The 15,874-nt window shown below is 62.9% G+C and carries 14 protein-coding genes; 6 read left to right on the top strand and 8 right to left on the bottom strand.

Translation table 11 applies throughout. From position 1 onward, the window contains the following. Window positions 1–155: 155 nt before the first annotated feature. Window positions 156–1,409, top strand: coding sequence for a serine hydroxymethyltransferase (gene glyA / locus BLS27_RS13200; protein ID WP_043208438.1), 1,254 nt, complete (start codon window positions 156–158; stop codon window positions 1,407–1,409). A gap of 109 nt (window positions 1,410–1,518) precedes the next feature. Here the strand turns inward: glyA and yjiA are convergent, their stop codons facing one another. The 3 genes from yjiA to BLS27_RS13185 form a co-directional block, all read right to left on the bottom strand. Beyond that, complete coding sequence (yjiA, locus tag BLS27_RS13195; protein ID WP_090345159.1) at window positions 1,519–2,496, bottom strand: GTPase; 978 nt, start codon at window positions 2,494–2,496, stop codon at window positions 1,519–1,521. A gap of 192 nt (window positions 2,497–2,688) precedes the next feature. Further along, the gene (locus BLS27_RS13190) at window positions 2,689–2,886 is read right to left on the bottom strand and encodes a YbdD/YjiX family protein (RefSeq protein WP_008094130.1); all 198 of its coding nucleotides are present in this window, start codon (window positions 2,884–2,886) and stop codon (window positions 2,689–2,691) included. An 18-nt stretch (window positions 2,887–2,904) separates the two neighbouring features. Further along, window positions 2,905–4,971, bottom strand: a complete 2,067-nt coding sequence (locus tag BLS27_RS13185) for a carbon starvation CstA family protein (RefSeq protein WP_090345157.1) — start codon at window positions 4,969–4,971, stop codon at window positions 2,905–2,907. Between the two features lie 169 nt (window positions 4,972–5,140). On the opposite strand from BLS27_RS13185, the gene BLS27_RS13180 reads away from it, so the two are divergent. Together BLS27_RS13180 and BLS27_RS13175 are read left to right on the top strand one after the other, a co-directional pair. After that, window positions 5,141–5,506 (top strand): PilZ domain-containing protein, encoded by a 366-nt coding sequence (locus BLS27_RS13180; protein WP_043208430.1) that lies wholly within the window; start codon window positions 5,141–5,143, stop codon window positions 5,504–5,506. Window positions 5,507–5,767: 261 nt separating this feature from the next. After that, on the top strand, window positions 5,768–7,285 hold the full coding sequence (locus BLS27_RS13175) for a nucleobase:cation symporter-2 family protein (protein WP_043208427.1): 1,518 nt from the start codon (window positions 5,768–5,770) through the stop codon (window positions 7,283–7,285). A gap of 122 nt (window positions 7,286–7,407) precedes the next feature. On the opposite strand, the gene radA is transcribed toward BLS27_RS13175, so the two are convergent. Then, the gene (radA, locus tag BLS27_RS13170; protein ID WP_043208425.1) at window positions 7,408–8,775 is read right to left on the bottom strand and encodes a DNA repair protein RadA; all 1,368 of its coding nucleotides are present in this window, start codon (window positions 8,773–8,775) and stop codon (window positions 7,408–7,410) included. A gap of 175 nt (window positions 8,776–8,950) precedes the next feature. Between radA and mscL the strand changes: the two genes are divergently transcribed. Next, window positions 8,951–9,361, top strand: coding sequence for a large-conductance mechanosensitive channel protein MscL (mscL, locus tag BLS27_RS13165; RefSeq protein ID WP_043208423.1), 411 nt, complete (start codon window positions 8,951–8,953; stop codon window positions 9,359–9,361). An 81-nt stretch (window positions 9,362–9,442) separates the two neighbouring features. Here mscL and BLS27_RS13160 read toward each other — a convergent pair whose 3' ends face one another. Next, the gene (locus tag BLS27_RS13160; RefSeq protein WP_090345155.1) at window positions 9,443–10,219 is read right to left on the bottom strand and encodes a ferredoxin--NADP reductase; all 777 of its coding nucleotides are present in this window, start codon (window positions 10,217–10,219) and stop codon (window positions 9,443–9,445) included. Window positions 10,220–10,388: 169 nt separating this feature from the next. Between BLS27_RS13160 and BLS27_RS13155 the strand changes: the two genes are divergently transcribed. Continuing rightward, window positions 10,389–11,513, top strand: a complete 1,125-nt coding sequence (locus tag BLS27_RS13155) for a methyltransferase (protein WP_090345152.1) — start codon at window positions 10,389–10,391, stop codon at window positions 11,511–11,513. Between the two features lie 31 nt (window positions 11,514–11,544). On the opposite strand, the gene BLS27_RS13150 is transcribed toward BLS27_RS13155, so the two are convergent. The 3 genes from BLS27_RS13150 to BLS27_RS13140 are packed head-to-tail and all read right to left on the bottom strand — an operon-like array spanning window position 11,545 to window position 14,144. Continuing rightward, the gene (locus BLS27_RS13150; protein ID WP_043208419.1) at window positions 11,545–11,685 is read right to left on the bottom strand and encodes a DUF2474 domain-containing protein; all 141 of its coding nucleotides are present in this window, start codon (window positions 11,683–11,685) and stop codon (window positions 11,545–11,547) included. An 11-nt stretch (window positions 11,686–11,696) separates the two neighbouring features. After that, on the bottom strand, window positions 11,697–12,704 hold the full coding sequence (gene cydB / locus BLS27_RS13145) for a cytochrome d ubiquinol oxidase subunit II (RefSeq protein ID WP_043208417.1): 1,008 nt from the start codon (window positions 12,702–12,704) through the stop codon (window positions 11,697–11,699). Window positions 12,705–12,707: 3 nt separating this feature from the next. Continuing rightward, window positions 12,708–14,144 carry a cytochrome ubiquinol oxidase subunit I gene (locus BLS27_RS13140; protein WP_090345150.1) on the bottom strand — a complete coding sequence of 479 codons (1,437 nt, stop codon included), beginning with the start codon at window positions 14,142–14,144 and terminating at the stop codon, window positions 12,708–12,710. 341 nt (window positions 14,145–14,485) lie between these two features. On the opposite strand from BLS27_RS13140, the gene BLS27_RS13135 reads away from it, so the two are divergent. After that, window positions 14,486–15,706: an MFS transporter gene (locus tag BLS27_RS13135; RefSeq protein ID WP_090345148.1), complete on the top strand. Its 1,221-nt coding sequence runs from the start codon at window positions 14,486–14,488 to the stop codon at window positions 15,704–15,706. Window positions 15,707–15,874: the final 168 nt, after the last annotated feature.

Genomic DNA, 15,874 nt, shown 5'->3' with positions numbered 1-15,874 from the left:
ACTTTCGAGTCAACCTGCACAGGTGCGCAGCCCAGTCAGGGCGCGGGTTGCAACATGAACCCCATTGGTCTGCTACGTGACACCACTTCATATGCCAGTGGCGAATCAATCGGTTAGAATGCCCACCCAATTCAGCCCGATCCTTGAGGACCGCCATGTTCAGCCGTGATTTGACCATTGCCAAGTACGACGCCGAGCTCTTCGAAGCCATGCAGCAAGAAGCTCTGCGCCAGGAAGAGCACATCGAGCTGATCGCTTCGGAAAACTACACAAGCCCCGCCGTCATGGAAGCCCAGGGCTCGGTACTGACCAACAAGTACGCCGAAGGCTATCCAGGCAAGCGCTACTACGGTGGCTGCGAGTACGTCGACGTCGTCGAGCAACTGGCCATCGACCGTGCCAAGCAGCTGTTCGGCGCCGACTACGCCAACGTCCAGCCGCACGCCGGCTCCCAGGCCAACGCAGCCGTCTACCTGGCCCTGCTGTCTGCCGGTGACACCATCCTGGGCATGAGCCTGGCCCACGGTGGCCACCTGACCCACGGCGCCGCCGTGAGCTCCTCCGGCAAGTTGTACAACGCCATCCAGTACGGCATCGACAGCAACGGCCTGATCGACTACGACGAAGTCGAGCGCCTGGCGGTCGAGCACAAGCCGAAGATGATCGTCGCGGGCTTCTCGGCCTACTCGCAGGTCCTGGACTTCGCCCGCTTCCGCGCCATCGCCGACAAGGTCGGTGCCTACCTGTTCGTCGACATGGCCCACGTTGCCGGCCTGGTCGCCGCTGGCGTCTACCCGAACCCTGTTCCGTTCGCTGACGTGGTCACCACCACCACCCACAAGACCCTGCGCGGTCCACGCGGCGGCCTGATCCTCGCTCGCAAGAACGAAGAAATCGAGAAGAAGCTCAACTCGGCTGTCTTCCCAGGCGCCCAGGGCGGCCCGCTGGAGCACGTCATCGCTGCCAAGGCGATCTGCTTCAAGGAGGCACTGCAGCCTGAGTTCAAGGCTTACCAACAGCAGGTCGTGAAGAACGCCCAGGCCATGGCCAGCGTGTTCATCGAACGTGGCTTCGACGTCGTTTCCGGCGGCACCCAGAACCACCTGTTCCTGCTGTCGCTGATCAAGCAGGACATCTCCGGTAAGGACGCCGACGCCGCCCTGGGCAAGGCCTTCATCACCGTCAACAAGAACTCGGTCCCGAACGACCCACGCTCCCCGTTCGTCACCTCGGGCCTGCGTTTCGGCACCCCAGCCGTCACCACCCGTGGCTTCAAGGAAGCTGAGTGCCGCGAGCTGGCCGGCTGGATCTGCGACATCCTCGCCGACCTGAACAACGAAGCGGTGATCGACGCCGTTCGCGAGAAGGTCAAGGCCATCTGCAAGAAGCTGCCGGTGTACGGCAACTGATCGGCAATCGCCTGATGTAAAAAAGCCCGGCCTTGTGCCGGGCTTTTTCATTGTGCGTAAGACGGGCGATGCTTTCGGCTTGCCCAGCGATCAGTTGCGGGCTCAGTTGCTAGCCTTGGCTCAACGCCTCGAACCCCGCCCGGATCTTCTCTTCCGGCAGCTCATCGGCAATGAACACCATCACGCTTTCCCGCTTCTCGCCCTCGGCCCACTCGGCGTCCCAGTCGAAGCCATACAGCTTGAGCACGCCCTGGAACACCAGACGGCGGTCCTCGCCGGCGATGTTCAGCACGCCTTTGTAACGCAGCAATTGCTTGCCATGGCTTTCCAGCAGCTCGTTCATGAAGTCGCTGAGGCGGTCGATGTCCAGCGGGGTGTCGGTACGCAGCACGAGGGTCGAAATACGATCCGGGGTCGCGGGCTTGAGCACCGGGCGCAATGCGGGCTTTAGGTTGGCGCCCAGGTCGGTATTGAGGTTGAAGCCGCGCACATCCAGCAACTCGGCCAAATCGATGTGGCCATGCTCGACCACGCGGATCGCGGCACGGCCGTTGATGCGGGACAGGCGCTGCTCCAAAGCTTTCACGCTCTCAGGCTCGACCAGGTCGGTCTTGCTCAGTAGCAGGCGGTCGGCGAAACCGACCTGGGCCTGCGCGATGGCCTGGGTGAGGTGCACCTCGGCGTGCGCGGCATCGACCAGGGTGATGATGCCGTCCAGCAGGTAGCGCTCGCGCAGGTCTTCGTCGATGAAGAAGGTCTGCGCCACCGGAGCCGGGTCAGCCAGCCCCGTGCATTCGATCACCAGGCGGTCGAAAGCGATCTCGCCGGCATCCAGGCGCTCAAGCAGCAAGTACAGAGCCTTGGTCAGGTCGGTGTGGATGGTGCAGCACACGCAGCCGTTGGCCAGGGTCATGACCTGTACCGGCTCGTCACCAAGCAGCTGGCTGTCGATGCCTGCTTCACTGAACTCGTTTTCGATCACAGCGATCTTCATGCCATGTTCGGCCTTGAGCATGTGCTTGAGCAGGGTGGTCTTGCCGGCGCCGAGAAAACCGGTCAGCACCGTCACGGGAATAGGCGTTTGCACGCGGTCGTCTCCTGAAGCTGATAAGAATTGCGCGAGGCCTCAAGCAATAAACCTGTGGGAGCGGGCTTGCGTGCGAATGCGCCAGTGAACTCACCGACGTTTTCGCGGGTAAACCCGCTCCCACAGGTTCTGCTACTCAATGAGGGGCGTGATGTTCAATGGGAGGCCGGAGCCGACCTCCCAAGGGTTGCGTCAACAGCACTTGGGGCCGGACTTGCCACCGTAACGGGCCTCCTGACGCTCACGGAAGAACGCCTCGTAGCTCATCACCGGTTTGTCCGGGTGCTTGGTCTGCATGTGCTCGACATAGTTGTCGTAGTCAGGCATGCCGACCATCAGGCGGGCTGCTTGCCCTAGGTACTTACCCAGTCGCCCCAGGTCGTTGAACATCACTGCATTCCTCTTCGGTTACGCGTCAGGCAAGGCCTGGAACGGAGTTTCCTTGTCGCTGCGCTCCTTGCGGCCCAGGGCGGCGATGCCGACCTTGATCGCGAAGATCAGCACGCTGAACACCACCACCAGGAACAACACGGTCAGGCCCGCGTTGGTGTAGGCGTTGTAGATCACGTGCTGCATCTGGCCAATGTCCTTGGCCGGCGCCAGCACCTGGCCTGCGTCCAGCGCAACGCTGTACTTGTTGGCCAGGGCCAGGAAGCCCACTGCCGGGTTCGGATCGAACAGCTTGATCAGGCCCGCGGCGGTGGTGCAGATCAGCAGCCAGGCCGCCGGCAGCAGGGTGACCCAGACGTACTGCTGGCGCTTCATCTTGATCAGCACCACGGTGCCGAGCATCAGGGCGATACCGGCCAGCATCTGGTTGGAAATGCCGAACAGCGGCCACAAGGTGTTGATACCACCGAGCGGATCGATCACCCCTTGGTACAGCAGATAGCCCCACAAGGCCACGCAGCCTGCGGTACCCACCAGGTTGGCACCCCACGAGTCGGTACGCTTGAGGGCTGGAACGAAGCTGCCCAGCAGGTCCTGCAGCATGAAGCGACCGGCACGGGTACCGGCGTCCACCGCGGTGAGGATGAACAGCGCCTCGAACAGGATCGCGAAGTGGTACCAGAACGCCATGGTGTTATCGCCCGGCAACACCTGGTGCAGGATCTGGGCGATCCCCACCGCCAGGGTCGGCGCACCACCGGCACGGGCCAGGACAGTGTGCTCGCCGATGTCACGGGCGGTGGCCTCGAGCTGCTCGGGAGTGATCAGGAAGCCCCAACTGCTGACGGTCTGGGCGACCGATGCAACGTCGGCACCGACTACCGCAGCCGGACTGTTCATGGCGAAGTACACACCCGGCTCGATCACCGAGGCGGCGACCATGGCCATGATGGCGACGAACGACTCCATCAGCATGCCGCCGTAGCCGATGTAGCGAGCGTTGACTTCGTTGTCCAGCAGCTTGGGCGTAGTCCCCGAAGAGATCAGCGCATGGAAGCCGGACACCGCGCCACAGGCAATGGTGATGAACAGGAACGGGAACAGGGTGCCCTTCCAGACAGGGCCGGTACCGTCGGTGAACTGGGTCAGGGCCGGCATCTTCAGTTCCGGCGCGATGATCAGGATACCGATGGCCAGGCCCACGATGGTGCCGATCTTGAGGAAAGTCGACAGGTAGTCACGCGGCGCCAGCACCAGCCATACCGGCAGCACGGCAGCCACGAAACCATAACCGACCAGCATCCAGGTGATCTGCACGCCGGTGAAGGTGAACGCCCGGCCCCAGACCGGATCGGCCGCCACCTGGCCCCCCAGCCAGATCGACAGCAAGAGCAGTACCACGCCGATGATCGAGATCTCGCCGATGCGTCCCGGACGGATGTAGCGCATGTAAACGCCCATGAACATCGCGATCGGGATGGTCGCCATCACCGTGAACATGCCCCATGGGCTCTCGGCCAGGGCCTTGACCACGATCAGCGCCAGCACCGCAAGGATGATGATCATGATCAGGAAGCAGCCGAACAGGGCGATGGTGCCGGGGATGCGGCCCATTTCCTCACGGACCATGTCCCCAAGGGACCGGCCGTTACGGCGAGTGGACAGGAACAGGATCATGAAGTCCTGGACCGCACCTGCCAGCACGACGCCTGCAATCAGCCAGAGCGTGCCGGGCAGGTAGCCCATCTGCGCGGCAAGCACCGGACCGACCAAGGGGCCTGCGCCGGCAATGGCCGCGAAGTGGTGACCGAAGAGAATGTGTTTGTTGGTCGGGACGTAGTCCAGGCCATCGTTGTTGAGCACCGCCGGTGTGGCCCGACGGGGATCGAGTTGCATCACCTTGGTGGCGATGAACAGGCTGTAGTAGCGATAGGCGACCAGGTAGATGGCCACTGCCGCGACCACGATCCACAAGGCGTTGATCGCCTCGCCGCGACGCAGGGCGACCACACCCAGCGCGCAGGCTCCTATGACTGCCAGCGCCAGCCACGGAATGTGGCGTAGCAGGCTATTATTGTTGTTCATGGTTTACTTCCAGCTGGTGGATTGGAAAAAGACCGCCCATCGAGTCTAGGGCGTGTCATCGCGCATTGCCACACTTGCTTTGGTCTAGAGCCTTTGCGGCCCGATTCAGGTACCGGTAGGACATACACAATCAACTATAGTCAGGAAGTACCCCCGGAGGGCCTGCCCCATGAGCGAACACGACGAACGCCGCCGTTTCCTGCGCATAGATTTCGACGCCCCCACCGAACTGCGCCAGGGCCTCAAACGCTGGCCGGTAAAGCTGCTCGATCTCTCGCTGAAGGGCCTGTTGATCGAAAGGCCAGAACCCTGGGATGCGGACCTGACCCAGGATTTCGACGCCATCATCCACCTCGACCCGAAAAATCACGTGAGCATGCAGGTCGAACTGCGCCACGAAGAGCCCACCCGCCTGGGCTTCGTCTGCCTGTATATCGATATCGACTCGATGACGCATTTGCACCGTCTTGTGGAGCTGAACGTGGCCGACGGCACCGAAATGATGCGCGAGCTGCGCGAACTCATCGAATATTGATATCTCTTAGCCTGCTAACGTTCTAGCCTCAATGTGTTTCCTGTCTACCCAGACAGCTTTCTGTCGGCTGGTGGACAGGATGTACACACCCCTCTAGCACCGCCTCTGACACTTTGGAACACAACCTGCATTCACTTGTAGCGCATGTGGCGTTTACCTGCGTCCGTGCTCCGATCAAAATCTTGTATACAATTCATATGGTATTTGGTTGTAAGAATTGTCTACAGTAGCGGCACAACAATAAACAAGTGAGCCTGCTCCATGACTACGTCCCCTAGCACGTCTCCCACCAAACGTCCCGAAGACGAAAATCTCGGGCTTGGTGCCAACTTGGCTTATGGTCTGCAACACGTATTGACCATGTATGGGGGCATCGTTGCCGTACCCCTGATTCTCGGACAGGCCGCAGGCCTGGCACCTGCGGAAATCGGTATCCTGATCGCCGCATCGTTGTTCGCAGGCGGTCTGGCGACCTTGCTGCAGACCCTGGGCCTGCCGTTCTTCGGCTGTCAGCTACCGCTGGTGCAAGGGGTTTCGTTCGCCGGCGTGGCAACCATGGGCGCCATTCTCAGCAGCCAGGACGGCGGCGGTCTTCCAGGGGTGCTCGGTGCGGTCATGGCGGCGTCGTTCATCGGCTTCTTGATCACGCCGGTGTTCTCGCGCATCACCAAGTTCTTCCCTCCGCTGGTGACCGGCATCGTCATCACCACCATCGGCCTGACCCTGATGCCCGTCGCCGCACGCTGGGTCATGGGCGGCAACAGTGCCTCGCCGGAGTTCGGCAGCGTGGCCAACATCGGCTTGGCAGCACTGACCTTCGCCATCGTCCTGGTGCTGAGCAAGCTGGGCAGCGCGACCATCTCGCGCCTGTCGATCCTGCTGGCCATGGTCATCGGCACTCTGATCGCCTGGTCGCTGGGCATGACCGACTTCAGCAAAGTCACCGAAGGTCCGATCTTCGCCTTCCCCACCCCGTTCCACTTCGGCATGCCGACCTTCCACATCGCCGCGATCCTGTCGATGTGCATCGTGATCATGGTGACCCTGGTGGAAACCTCGGCAGACATCCTCGCCGTGGGTGAGATCATCGACACCAAGGTCGACTCCAAGCGTCTGGGCAACGGCCTGCGCGCCGACATGGCCTCGAGCATCCTGGCGCCGATCTTCGGCTCCTTCACCCAGAGCGCCTTCGCCCAGAACGTCGGCCTGGTAGCCGTGACCGGGGTCAAGAGCCGCTATGTGGTGGCTACCGGTGGCGTCATCCTGGTGATATTGGGCCTGCTGCCAATCATGGGCCGCATCATCGCTGCGGTACCGACCCCAGTCCTGGGCGGCGCCGGCATCGTATTGTTCGGCACCGTGGCAGCCAGCGGCATCCGCACCCTGTCGACAGTCAGCTACAAGAACAACGTCAACCTGATCATCGTCGCTGCCTCCCTGGGCTTCGGCATGATCCCGATCGCTGCGCCGACCTTCTACCACAACTTCCCGAGCTGGTTCGAAACCATCTTCCACTCCGGCATCAGCTCCGCGGCGATCATGGCGATCTTGCTGAACCTGCTGTTCAACCACCTCAAGACCGGCAACTCGGACCAGCAGTCGGTATTCGCCGCCGCTTACGAACGCACCATCCAGTACTCTGACATCTCCTGCCTGCGTGATGGCGACTACTTTAAAGACGGTAAGCTGTTCGACGCCGACGGCAACGAAGTGCCTGTGATGGAGCTCGATGAACATGGCAACGAGGCGCCCCGGCGCAAAGCGTTAGCCGAGCACTGATCGCCCGCCGAGGTGGTCGAGGGGAGCCGATGCGCATCGTCGGCTCCCCTTTTTCTTTGCGAACAGGCCCGATGTCGCGGTGTGCTCTTCGCGGGTAAACCCGCGATAGGGCCGCCGCGATGTCACTCGAACAATGCATCCAGCGCCTGCTCCAGGCGCGTCACGGCAATGACCTGCAAGCCCGCCGGCGCCTCCTTCGGCGCATTGCCCTTGGGCACGATGGCGCGCTTGAAGCCATGCTTGGCCGCCTCCTTGAGGCGCTCTTGGCCGCTGGGTACCGGACGCACTTCGCCAGACAGACCGATCTCGCCGAACACCAGCAGCCCATGGGCCAGCGGGCGGTTGCGCAGGCTGGACATCACTGCCGCGAGCAACGCCAGGTCAGAAGCCGTCTCCAGCACCTTCACCCCACCCACTACGTTGAGGAACACGTCCTGGTCATGGGTGGGAATCCCGCCGTGTCGATGCAGGACCGCCAGCAACATGGCCAGGCGGTTCTGGTCCAGGCCCAGGGTGACCCGCCGTGGGTTGGCCAGGTGGCTGTCGTCCACCAGCGCCTGGACTTCCACCAGCATCGGCCGGGTGCCCTCCCAGGTCGCCATCACCACGCTGCCCGGGACTTCCTCCTGGGTGCGGTTGAGGAAGATCGCCGACGGGTTGGAGACCTCCTTGAGCCCACGGTCGGTCATGCCGAACACGCCCAGTTCGTTGACCGCGCCGAAGCGGTTCTTCACCGCCCGCAGCAGACGCAGTCGGCCATCGGACTCGCCCTCGAAATACAGCACGGTATCGACCATGTGCTCCAGCACCCTCGGGCCGGCGAGCGAGCCTTCCTTGGTGACATGGCCCACCAGGAAGATTGCCGTACCGCTTTGCTTGGCATAGCGCACCAGCAAGGCCGTGCTTTCGCGCACCTGGGCAACGCCGCCGGGGGCTGACTGCAACTGTTCGGTGAAGATGGTCTGGATCGAGTCGATGACCATGACCCGGGGTTTTTCCACCCGTGCGGTGGCGATGATCGTCTCGATACAAGTCTCGGTCATCACCTTGAGCTGCTCCTGGGGCAACCCCAGGCGACGCGAACGCATGGCTACCTGCTGCTGGGATTCCTCCCCGGTGACGTACAGGGCCGGCATGCGGGTGGCGATGTTGCACAGGGTCTGCAGAAGGATGGTCGACTTGCCGATGCCCGGATCGCCGCCGATGAGCACCACCGAGCCATCCACCAGGCCCCCGCCCAGCACTCGGTCAAGCTCGGTGCTGCTGGTGGTGAAGCGTGGGATCTCCTCGACGCTGACTTCGGCCAGGGTCTTGATCTGCGCCTGCTGCCCGGCCCAGCCGGTACGCCCGGCCGGGGCCGCGGCGCCACCGCTTTCGATCATGGTCTCGACCAGTGTGTTCCAGGCCCCGCATTCGCCGCATTGGCCAGCCCATTTGGGAAAGGTTGCGCCGCACTCAGTGCAGCCATACAAGCGCTTGGCCTTGGCCATGGGCTCAGTCTCCTGGAAAAAATCGCCATGATAGCCGAGCCGGACGTGTCTCGAATGCGCCGGGAGGCGACAAAACTATTCGCTCTAAGCGAAGTCTGTAATCGCGATGCAGCGCATGAAGCGCATTGCTGGCTTACACTGCGATTACCTCTCCATTTGTTACAAGGAATAAACCATGGGCATGCTCAGTGAATTCAAGGCCTTCGCGGTCAAGGGAAATGTCGTCGACATGGCAGTCGGTATCATCATCGGAGCGGCCTTTGGCAAGATCGTATCGTCCTTCGTCGGCGACGTGGTCATGCCACCGCTGGGTCTGTTGATTGGCGGCGTGGACTTCAGCGACCTGGCCGTCACCCTCAAGGCGGCCGAAGGTGACGTGCCGGCGGTAGTGCTGGCGTATGGCAAGTTCATCCAGACGGTGATCGACTTCCTGATCGTTGCCTTCGCCATCTTCATGGGCGTCAAGGCGATCAACCGCCTCAAGCGCGAAGAAGCCGCGGCGCCGAGCGCACCGCCCGTGCCGAGCGCCGAGGAAACCCTGCTGACCGAGATCCGCGACCTGCTCAAGGCGCAGAACCGGCAGTAAGCTGCAAGCTGCAAGCTGCAAGCGAACAGGGTGGATTCCACACCCACTTGCAGCTTGAACCTTGCAGCTTGACGCTTCCAACTACCAGTAATTCTCCACAGCCACCTGCCCCGGCCGCTTGCTCAGGCTCAACTGCAGGTCCCGTGCTTTCAGAGCCTTGCGCGTGTCATCGATCATCTGCGGGTTGCCGCACAGCATGATCCGCGAATGCTCCGGCGACAGCGCCAAGCCCGCCGCCCTTTCCAGCTCACCGTTTTCGATCAGCGTGGTGATCCGCGCATTCAGCGCCCCGGGGTACGCCTCACGAGTGACCACAGGGATGAACTGCAACTTGCCCGCGAACTCGGCAAGATACTCCCGTTGCTCGAGGCCTGCGATCAGATCCAGGTAGGCCAGCTCCTTCGCTTCACGCACCGAGTACACCAGCTTGATGTGCTCGAAACGCTCCCAGGCCTCGAAGTCTTGCAGGATCGACATGAACGGCGCGATACCAGTGCCGGTCGCCAGCAACCACAGGTCGCGACCGCCAACGAAGCGGTCGAGGGTCAGGTAACCGAAGGCCTGGCGGTCGATCAACAAGGTGTCGCCCTCCCCCAGACGGCTCAACTCGCTGGTGAACTCTCCTCCTGGCACGACGATGGAGAAAAAGTCCAGATGCTCGTCATGAGGTGCGCTGACCATCGAGTACGCCCGCCACACCACGCTGCCGTCGGCCTTGGTCACGCCCAGTCGGGCGAACTGCCCGGAGCGGAAGCGAAATCCAGGATCGCGAGTGACCCTCAGCGTGAACAGGCTGGGGGTAAGCGGCTGAACGTCAAGCAGGGTCTGGCGGGTGAACTTGTCGGCGCTGGCGGTCATGACGGACTCCATCGAGCAGGTGCGCCCAGTGTCGCGCAAAGCGCCAGGGATGAACACCGATGGTTTGTAGGGCCTCCATCGTACAAGCGGACGACAAAGCCCTGTAGAATCGCGCCTTTGAAGCTCGACGTGGCCTGCGTCGAGCAGATTGGTACCCGAGCCCTACGCCATGCCCCTGCTGACCAGCCCTTTCGCCGAACTCGACCTCATCCGCCAGCCTGAGCAGGCCAACGACCCCTTGCAGGCCTTCGACGCCGCCGACCAGTACCTGCTGGAGCACCTGGCCAGCCAGGCGCCTGCCGCCGATTGCCGGGTACTGGTGCTCAACGACAGCTTCGGCGCGCTGGCCGCCAGCCTGGCAGGCCGTTTGCCGGTAGTCAGCAGCGGCGATTCCCACCTGGGCCGCCTGGCGCTGGAGAAGAACCTGGTGCGCAACGGCAAGCCCTTCGACAGCGTGCCCTTCATTCCCGCCAGCGAGGCCTGGCAAGGCATGTTCGACCGGGTCCTGGTGCGGGTACCCAAGACCCTGGCCCTGCTCGAGGAGCAACTGATCCGCCTGCAAGGCCACCTGGCCCCCGGCGCGGAGGTGATCGCGGGCGCCATGATCAAGCACCTGCCGCGAGCGGCAGGTGACCTGATGGAAAAGTACATCGGCCCGGTCCAGGCATCGCTGGCCCAGAAAAAAGCCCGGCTGCTGACCGCCACCGTTGCCGAGCGCCCGCTCGCCCGCTCACCCTATCCCACCCGTTATCGCCTGGATGCGCCGGCCCTGGAGCTGATCAACCACGCCAATGTTTTCTGCCGCGAAGGGCTGGACATCGGCACGCGCGCCTTCCTTCCACACCTGCCGCGCAACCTGGGGCAGGCGCGGGTCGCGGACCTTGGCTGCGGCAATGGCGTGCTGGCGATCGCCAGTGCCCTGGCCAATCCCGAGGCCCATTACACGCTGGTGGACGAGTCGTACATGGCTGTGCAGTCTGCCCGTGAGAATTGGCAGGCGGCGCTGGGTGGGCGGGACGCGGAAATCCGCGCCGCCGACGGTCTGGCGGGGCAGGAAAAACAGTCGCTGGACGTGGTGCTGTGCAACCCGCCGTTCCATCAGCAACAGGTGGTCGGGGACTTTCTAGCCTGGCGCATGTTCCAGCAGGCCCGTGAAGCGTTGGTGGTAGGAGGGGCGCTGTACATCGTCGGCAACCGCCACCTGGGCTATCACAGCAAGCTGGGGCGGTTGTTCAGAGGGGTGGAGCAAGTGGCGGCGACCCCCAAGTTCGTGATCCTCAAGGCACGCAAGTAACCTGATTGGGGCCGCCTTGCGGCCCCAGGGTTCAGTGGGTACTCAATCCAGCCGCACTCATGAACATCCGCATCAGCCAGGCCACCACACCGAGGGCGGCCACGCTGCCCGCCCAGATCAGCACCAGCCAGCCCAGGCGTTGCCACAAGGGCTTCTTCTGTTCAGCCATCATTGCCCGACCTCCTAGTGATAGCCCTGGTCATGGGTCACCTTGCCGCGGAACACGTAGTAGCTCCAGAAGGTGTAGCCCAGGATGAATGGCAGGATGAACAGCGTCCCCACCAGCATGAAGCCCTGGCTTTGCGGTGGTGCCGCGGCATCCCAGATGGAAATCGACGGCGGGATGATGTTCGGCCACAAGCTGATGCCAAGGCCGCTGTAACCCAGGAAGATCAGCACCAAGGTCAGCAGGAACGGGGTGTAATGCGCATTGCGCGCCACCGCCCGCAACAGGCCGTAGAAGGTCACCAACACCAGGATCGGCACCGGCATGAACCAAATCAGGTTGGGCATGCTGAACCAGCGGTCGGCGATCTGCGGGTAAGCCAGCGGTGTCCACAGGCTGACGATGCCGATCACCGCGAGCAACACCAGCGCCAGGGGCTTGCCCAGCGTGTGCATCTGCTCTTGCAATGGTCCTTCGGTCTTCATGATCAGCCAGGTGCAGCCGAGCAAGCTATAGGCGACGATCAGCCCCAGCCCGGAGAAGAGACTGAATGGGGTCAACCAGTCGAAGGCCCCGCCCGCATAGTGACGATCGACCACCTTGAAGCCTTCGATGAAAGCGCCCAGGGCCACGCCCTGGAAGAAGGTCGCCACCAGCGAGCCCCAGATGAACGCCTTGTCCCAAAGATGACGCTTGTGCGCCGTGGCCTTGAAGCGGAACTCGAACGCCACGCCCCGGAAGATCAACCCAACCAGCATCAGGATCAACGGCAGGTACAGCGCTTCGAGCACCACCGAGTAGGCCATCGGGAAGGCACCGAACAGCCCCGCCCCACCCAGCACCAGCCAGGTCTCGTTGCCGTCCCACACGGGGGCAACGGTGTTCATCATCACATCCCGGTCACGCTCTGCCTTGACGAAGGGGAAGAGCATGCCGATCCCCAGGTCGAAGCCGTCCATCACTACATACATCATCACGCCGAAGATGATGATCACGGCCCAGATCAACGGAAGGTCGATACCCATGGCTCAGTTCCCCTTGCTCAGACTGGCGGAATCGGCCGGATGGCCTTCATCGGCGGCGGACAGCGGCCGCGCCGGCGTACGTTTCTGGCCAGGCCCGCCAGGATTGTGCTCGTCACCCTCGCCAGTCTTCGGCCCTTTGCGCACCAGACGCATCATGTAGCCCAGGCCGGTGCCGAACAACGCGAAGTAGACAACCACGAAGATCACCAGCGTCAGGCCCAACTGGCCGTAGCTGTGGTTGGAAACCCCATCGGCGGTGCGCATCAGGCCGTAGACCACCCAGGGTTGGCGGCCGATTTCAGTGGTGAACCAGCCCGCCAGCAAGGCGATCAGACCCGAAGGCCCCATCCACAACACCATGTGCAGGAAGGGACGCGAGCTGTACAGCGTGCCGCGCTTGCGCAGCCACAGGCTCCAGAAACCGACGGCGATCATCAGAAGGCCCAGGCCGACCATGATCCGGAACGACCAGAACACGATGGTCGAATTGGGGCGGTCTTCGGGCGGGAACTCCTTCATCGCCGGGACTTGCTTGTCCAGACTATGGGTGAGGATCAGGCTGCCCAGTGCCGGGATCTCGATCTTGAAGTGGGTGGTCTCGGCCTTCATGTCCGGGATGCCGAACAGGATCAACGGTGTCGGCTCGCCAGGCTTGTTCTCCCAGTGACCCTCGATGGCGGCGATCTTCACCGGCTGATGCTTGAGGGTATTCAAGCCATGGAAGTCACCGATCACCGCCTGGATCGGCGCAACGATCAGCGCCATCCACATGGCCATCGACAGCATCTTGCGTACAGCCGGATTGTCACGCCCGCGCAGCAGGTGCCAGGCAGCCGAGGCACCGACGAAGAAGGCCGTGGAGACGAACGCGGCAGTGGCCATGTGCATCAGGCGGAAGGGGAAGGACGGGTTGAAGATCACCGCCAGCCAGTCCACCGGGACCACCCGGCCATCGATGATCTCGTGGCCCTGTGGCGTCTGCATCCAGCTGTTGGACGCCAGGATCCAGAAGGTCGAGACCAGGGTCCCGAGCGCCACCATGACCGTGGAGAAAAAGTGCAGGCCACGGCCGACACGGTTCCAGCCAAACAGCATGACACCCAAGAAGCCCGCCTCGAGGAAGAAGGCAGTGAGCACTTCGTAGGTCAGCAGAGGGCCGGTGATGGAGCCGGCGAAGTCGGAGAAGCGGCTCCAGTTGGTGCCGAACTGATACGCCATGACCAGGCCTGAGACCACGCCCATGCCGAAGTTGACGGCAAAGATCTTGGACCAGAAGTGGTAAAGGTCGCGGTAGGTGTTGTTGCCGGTCCTGAGCCAAAGGCCCTCCAGAACCGCCAGGTAGCTCGCCAGGCCAATGGTGATGGCCGGGAACAGGATGTGAAAGGACACGGTAAACGCAAACTGGATTCGGGCGAGCTCCAAGGCCTCTAAACCGAACATAGTGCTTCCTCTTCAGGTAATCCGGCGTCCGGGCTCGTGGCCCTGACGCCCACTGCCCCCACGGTTATCGAGTGCGCTGTCTTGGAATTGTTCTGTTCGATCGCAGGGATTGCGGCCGATGGCCGGATCGTTGCATTTGGAACGATTGACCCAAATCAACGATTGTTGGGAAGCATAGACCCGAATACACAGGCGAGCCGTGCGGTTGATTGCCGCGTGACCGGTTGTCCCACCGTCTTGAAGGGGTGTGAAAAAGCTGTCTGCCCCGGCAAACAGCAACCATTTGTTACAAACAGGTGATACCCTGCAGCGCCTCCACGTACCGAGGCCAAGGCTCACCGATGTCCGACCCCACCCCGCTTCTGCTCCGCCAGCATCGCCCCTTTTTGGCGTTCTGGCTGGCCCGTGTGTTCACCGCCAGCGGCTTTCAGATGCTCACCGTGGCCATTGGCTGGCACCTCTACCAGTTGACCGGCAATGTGCTGGACTTGGGCTTGGTCGGCCTGGTGGAATTTGCCCCGCGGGTGCTGTTCATGCTGCATACCGGCCACGTCGCCGACCGCTATGACCGGCGCCGTGTCGCCGCCCTGTGCCAAAGCCTGCAGGCGCTGATCGCATTGGCCCTGGCCGTGGGCAGCGCCACCGACAACGTCAGCCGTGAGCTGATCTTCGTGCTGGCCTTCCTGCTCGGTGCCACCCGCTCCTTCGAAATGCCGGCCACCCAGGCCCTGCTGCCCAATGTCGTACCGCCAGGGCTGTTCCCGCGGGCCGTGGCAGCATCGGCATCGGCAACCCAGGCGGCGACCATCGTCGCTCCGGCCGTGGGTGGCTTTCTCTATGCCTTCGGCAGCATCTGGGTGTACGGACCGACCGTGGCGCTCTACGTCATCGCCTGCCTGCTGACCTTGAGCCTCGATGCCCGCCAGCAAGTGGCCCAACGTGGGCGCGCCAGCCTGGAGTCCCTGTTGGCTGGGATCCGCTTCATCCGTAGCCGCCCGGACATCTTCGGAGCGATCTCCCTGGACCTGTTCGCCGTGCTGCTCGGTGGTGCCACAGCCCTGCTGCCGGTGTTCGCCAAGGACATCCTGCTCACCGGCGCCTGGGGCCTGGGCCTGCTGCGCTCGGCGCCGGCGGTGGGGGCGCTGCTGATGTCACTGTGGCTGGCGCGCTTCCCGGTGGAGCGCAAGGTGGGTCTGACGATGTTCACCGCCGTGGGCGTGTTCGGCGTGGCCACCATCGCCTTCGGCCTGTCGACCTCGTTCTGGTTCTCCCTCGCGGTGCTGGTGGTACTGGGTGCGGCGGACATGATCAGCATGGTCATCCGTGGCGCCTTCGTGCAGTTGGAGACGCCGGACGAGATGCGCGGCCGGGTCAGCGCGGTGAACGGCCTGTTCATTGGCGCCTCGAACCAGCTCGGCGAGTTCGAGTCCGGCGTGACGGCCCACTGGTTCGGTACCGTGCCGGCGGTGGTGCTCGGTGGCGTGGGCACGCTGGTGGTGACCGGCACCTGGATGAAGCTGTTCCCGACCTTGGCCAAGCGCGACAGGCTGCACGGTGAGTGATACGGTCCATTCGTGGGTAAACCCGCTCCCTCACGGGTTACGTCGGCTTCTGTCTCGAGGCCCTGCAGGCCCTCTTTAGGAGCGGACTCCCCCGCGAACGGGCCAACGCGGCCAGCGGCCTTCCCACCGGCCATAGGCCCTCGCCCCCCATACTGGTATCATGCGCGG

The sequence above is a fragment of the Pseudomonas guariconensis genome, assembly GCF_900102675.1.
Lineage (GTDB): Bacteria > Pseudomonadota > Gammaproteobacteria > Pseudomonadales > Pseudomonadaceae > Aquipseudomonas > Aquipseudomonas guariconensis.
Note: the sequence above shows the minus strand (reverse complement) of the source record. Positions and strands in the feature narration are given on the sequence as shown.

What these genes read in the sequence shown, in the direction of transcription:
- glyA (WP_043208438.1), top strand. Translation starts at nt 156, where the DNA reads ATGTTCAGCCGTGATTTGACCATTGCCAAGTACGACGCCGAGCTCTTC.
- BLS27_RS13190 (WP_008094130.1), bottom strand. Translation starts at nt 2,886, where the DNA reads ATGTTCAACGACCTGGGGCGACTGGGTAAGTACCTAGGGCAAGCAGCC.
- BLS27_RS13185 (WP_090345157.1), bottom strand. Translation starts at nt 4,971, where the DNA reads ATGAACAACAATAATAGCCTGCTACGCCACATTCCGTGGCTGGCGCTG.
- BLS27_RS13180 (WP_043208430.1), top strand. Translation starts at nt 5,141, where the DNA reads ATGAGCGAACACGACGAACGCCGCCGTTTCCTGCGCATAGATTTCGAC.
- BLS27_RS13175 (WP_043208427.1), top strand. Translation starts at nt 5,768, where the DNA reads ATGACTACGTCCCCTAGCACGTCTCCCACCAAACGTCCCGAAGACGAA.
- radA (WP_043208425.1), bottom strand. Translation starts at nt 8,775, where the DNA reads ATGGCCAAGGCCAAGCGCTTGTATGGCTGCACTGAGTGCGGCGCAACC.
- mscL (WP_043208423.1), top strand. Translation starts at nt 8,951, where the DNA reads ATGGGCATGCTCAGTGAATTCAAGGCCTTCGCGGTCAAGGGAAATGTC.
- BLS27_RS13160 (WP_090345155.1), bottom strand. Translation starts at nt 10,219, where the DNA reads ATGACCGCCAGCGCCGACAAGTTCACCCGCCAGACCCTGCTTGACGTT.
- BLS27_RS13155 (WP_090345152.1), top strand. Translation starts at nt 10,389, where the DNA reads ATGCCCCTGCTGACCAGCCCTTTCGCCGAACTCGACCTCATCCGCCAG.
- BLS27_RS13150 (WP_043208419.1), bottom strand. Translation starts at nt 11,685, where the DNA reads ATGATGGCTGAACAGAAGAAGCCCTTGTGGCAACGCCTGGGCTGGCTG.
- cydB (WP_043208417.1), bottom strand. Translation starts at nt 12,704, where the DNA reads ATGGGTATCGACCTTCCGTTGATCTGGGCCGTGATCATCATCTTCGGC.
- BLS27_RS13140 (WP_090345150.1), bottom strand. Translation starts at nt 14,144, where the DNA reads ATGTTCGGTTTAGAGGCCTTGGAGCTCGCCCGAATCCAGTTTGCGTTT.
- BLS27_RS13135 (WP_090345148.1), top strand. Translation starts at nt 14,486, where the DNA reads ATGTCCGACCCCACCCCGCTTCTGCTCCGCCAGCATCGCCCCTTTTTG.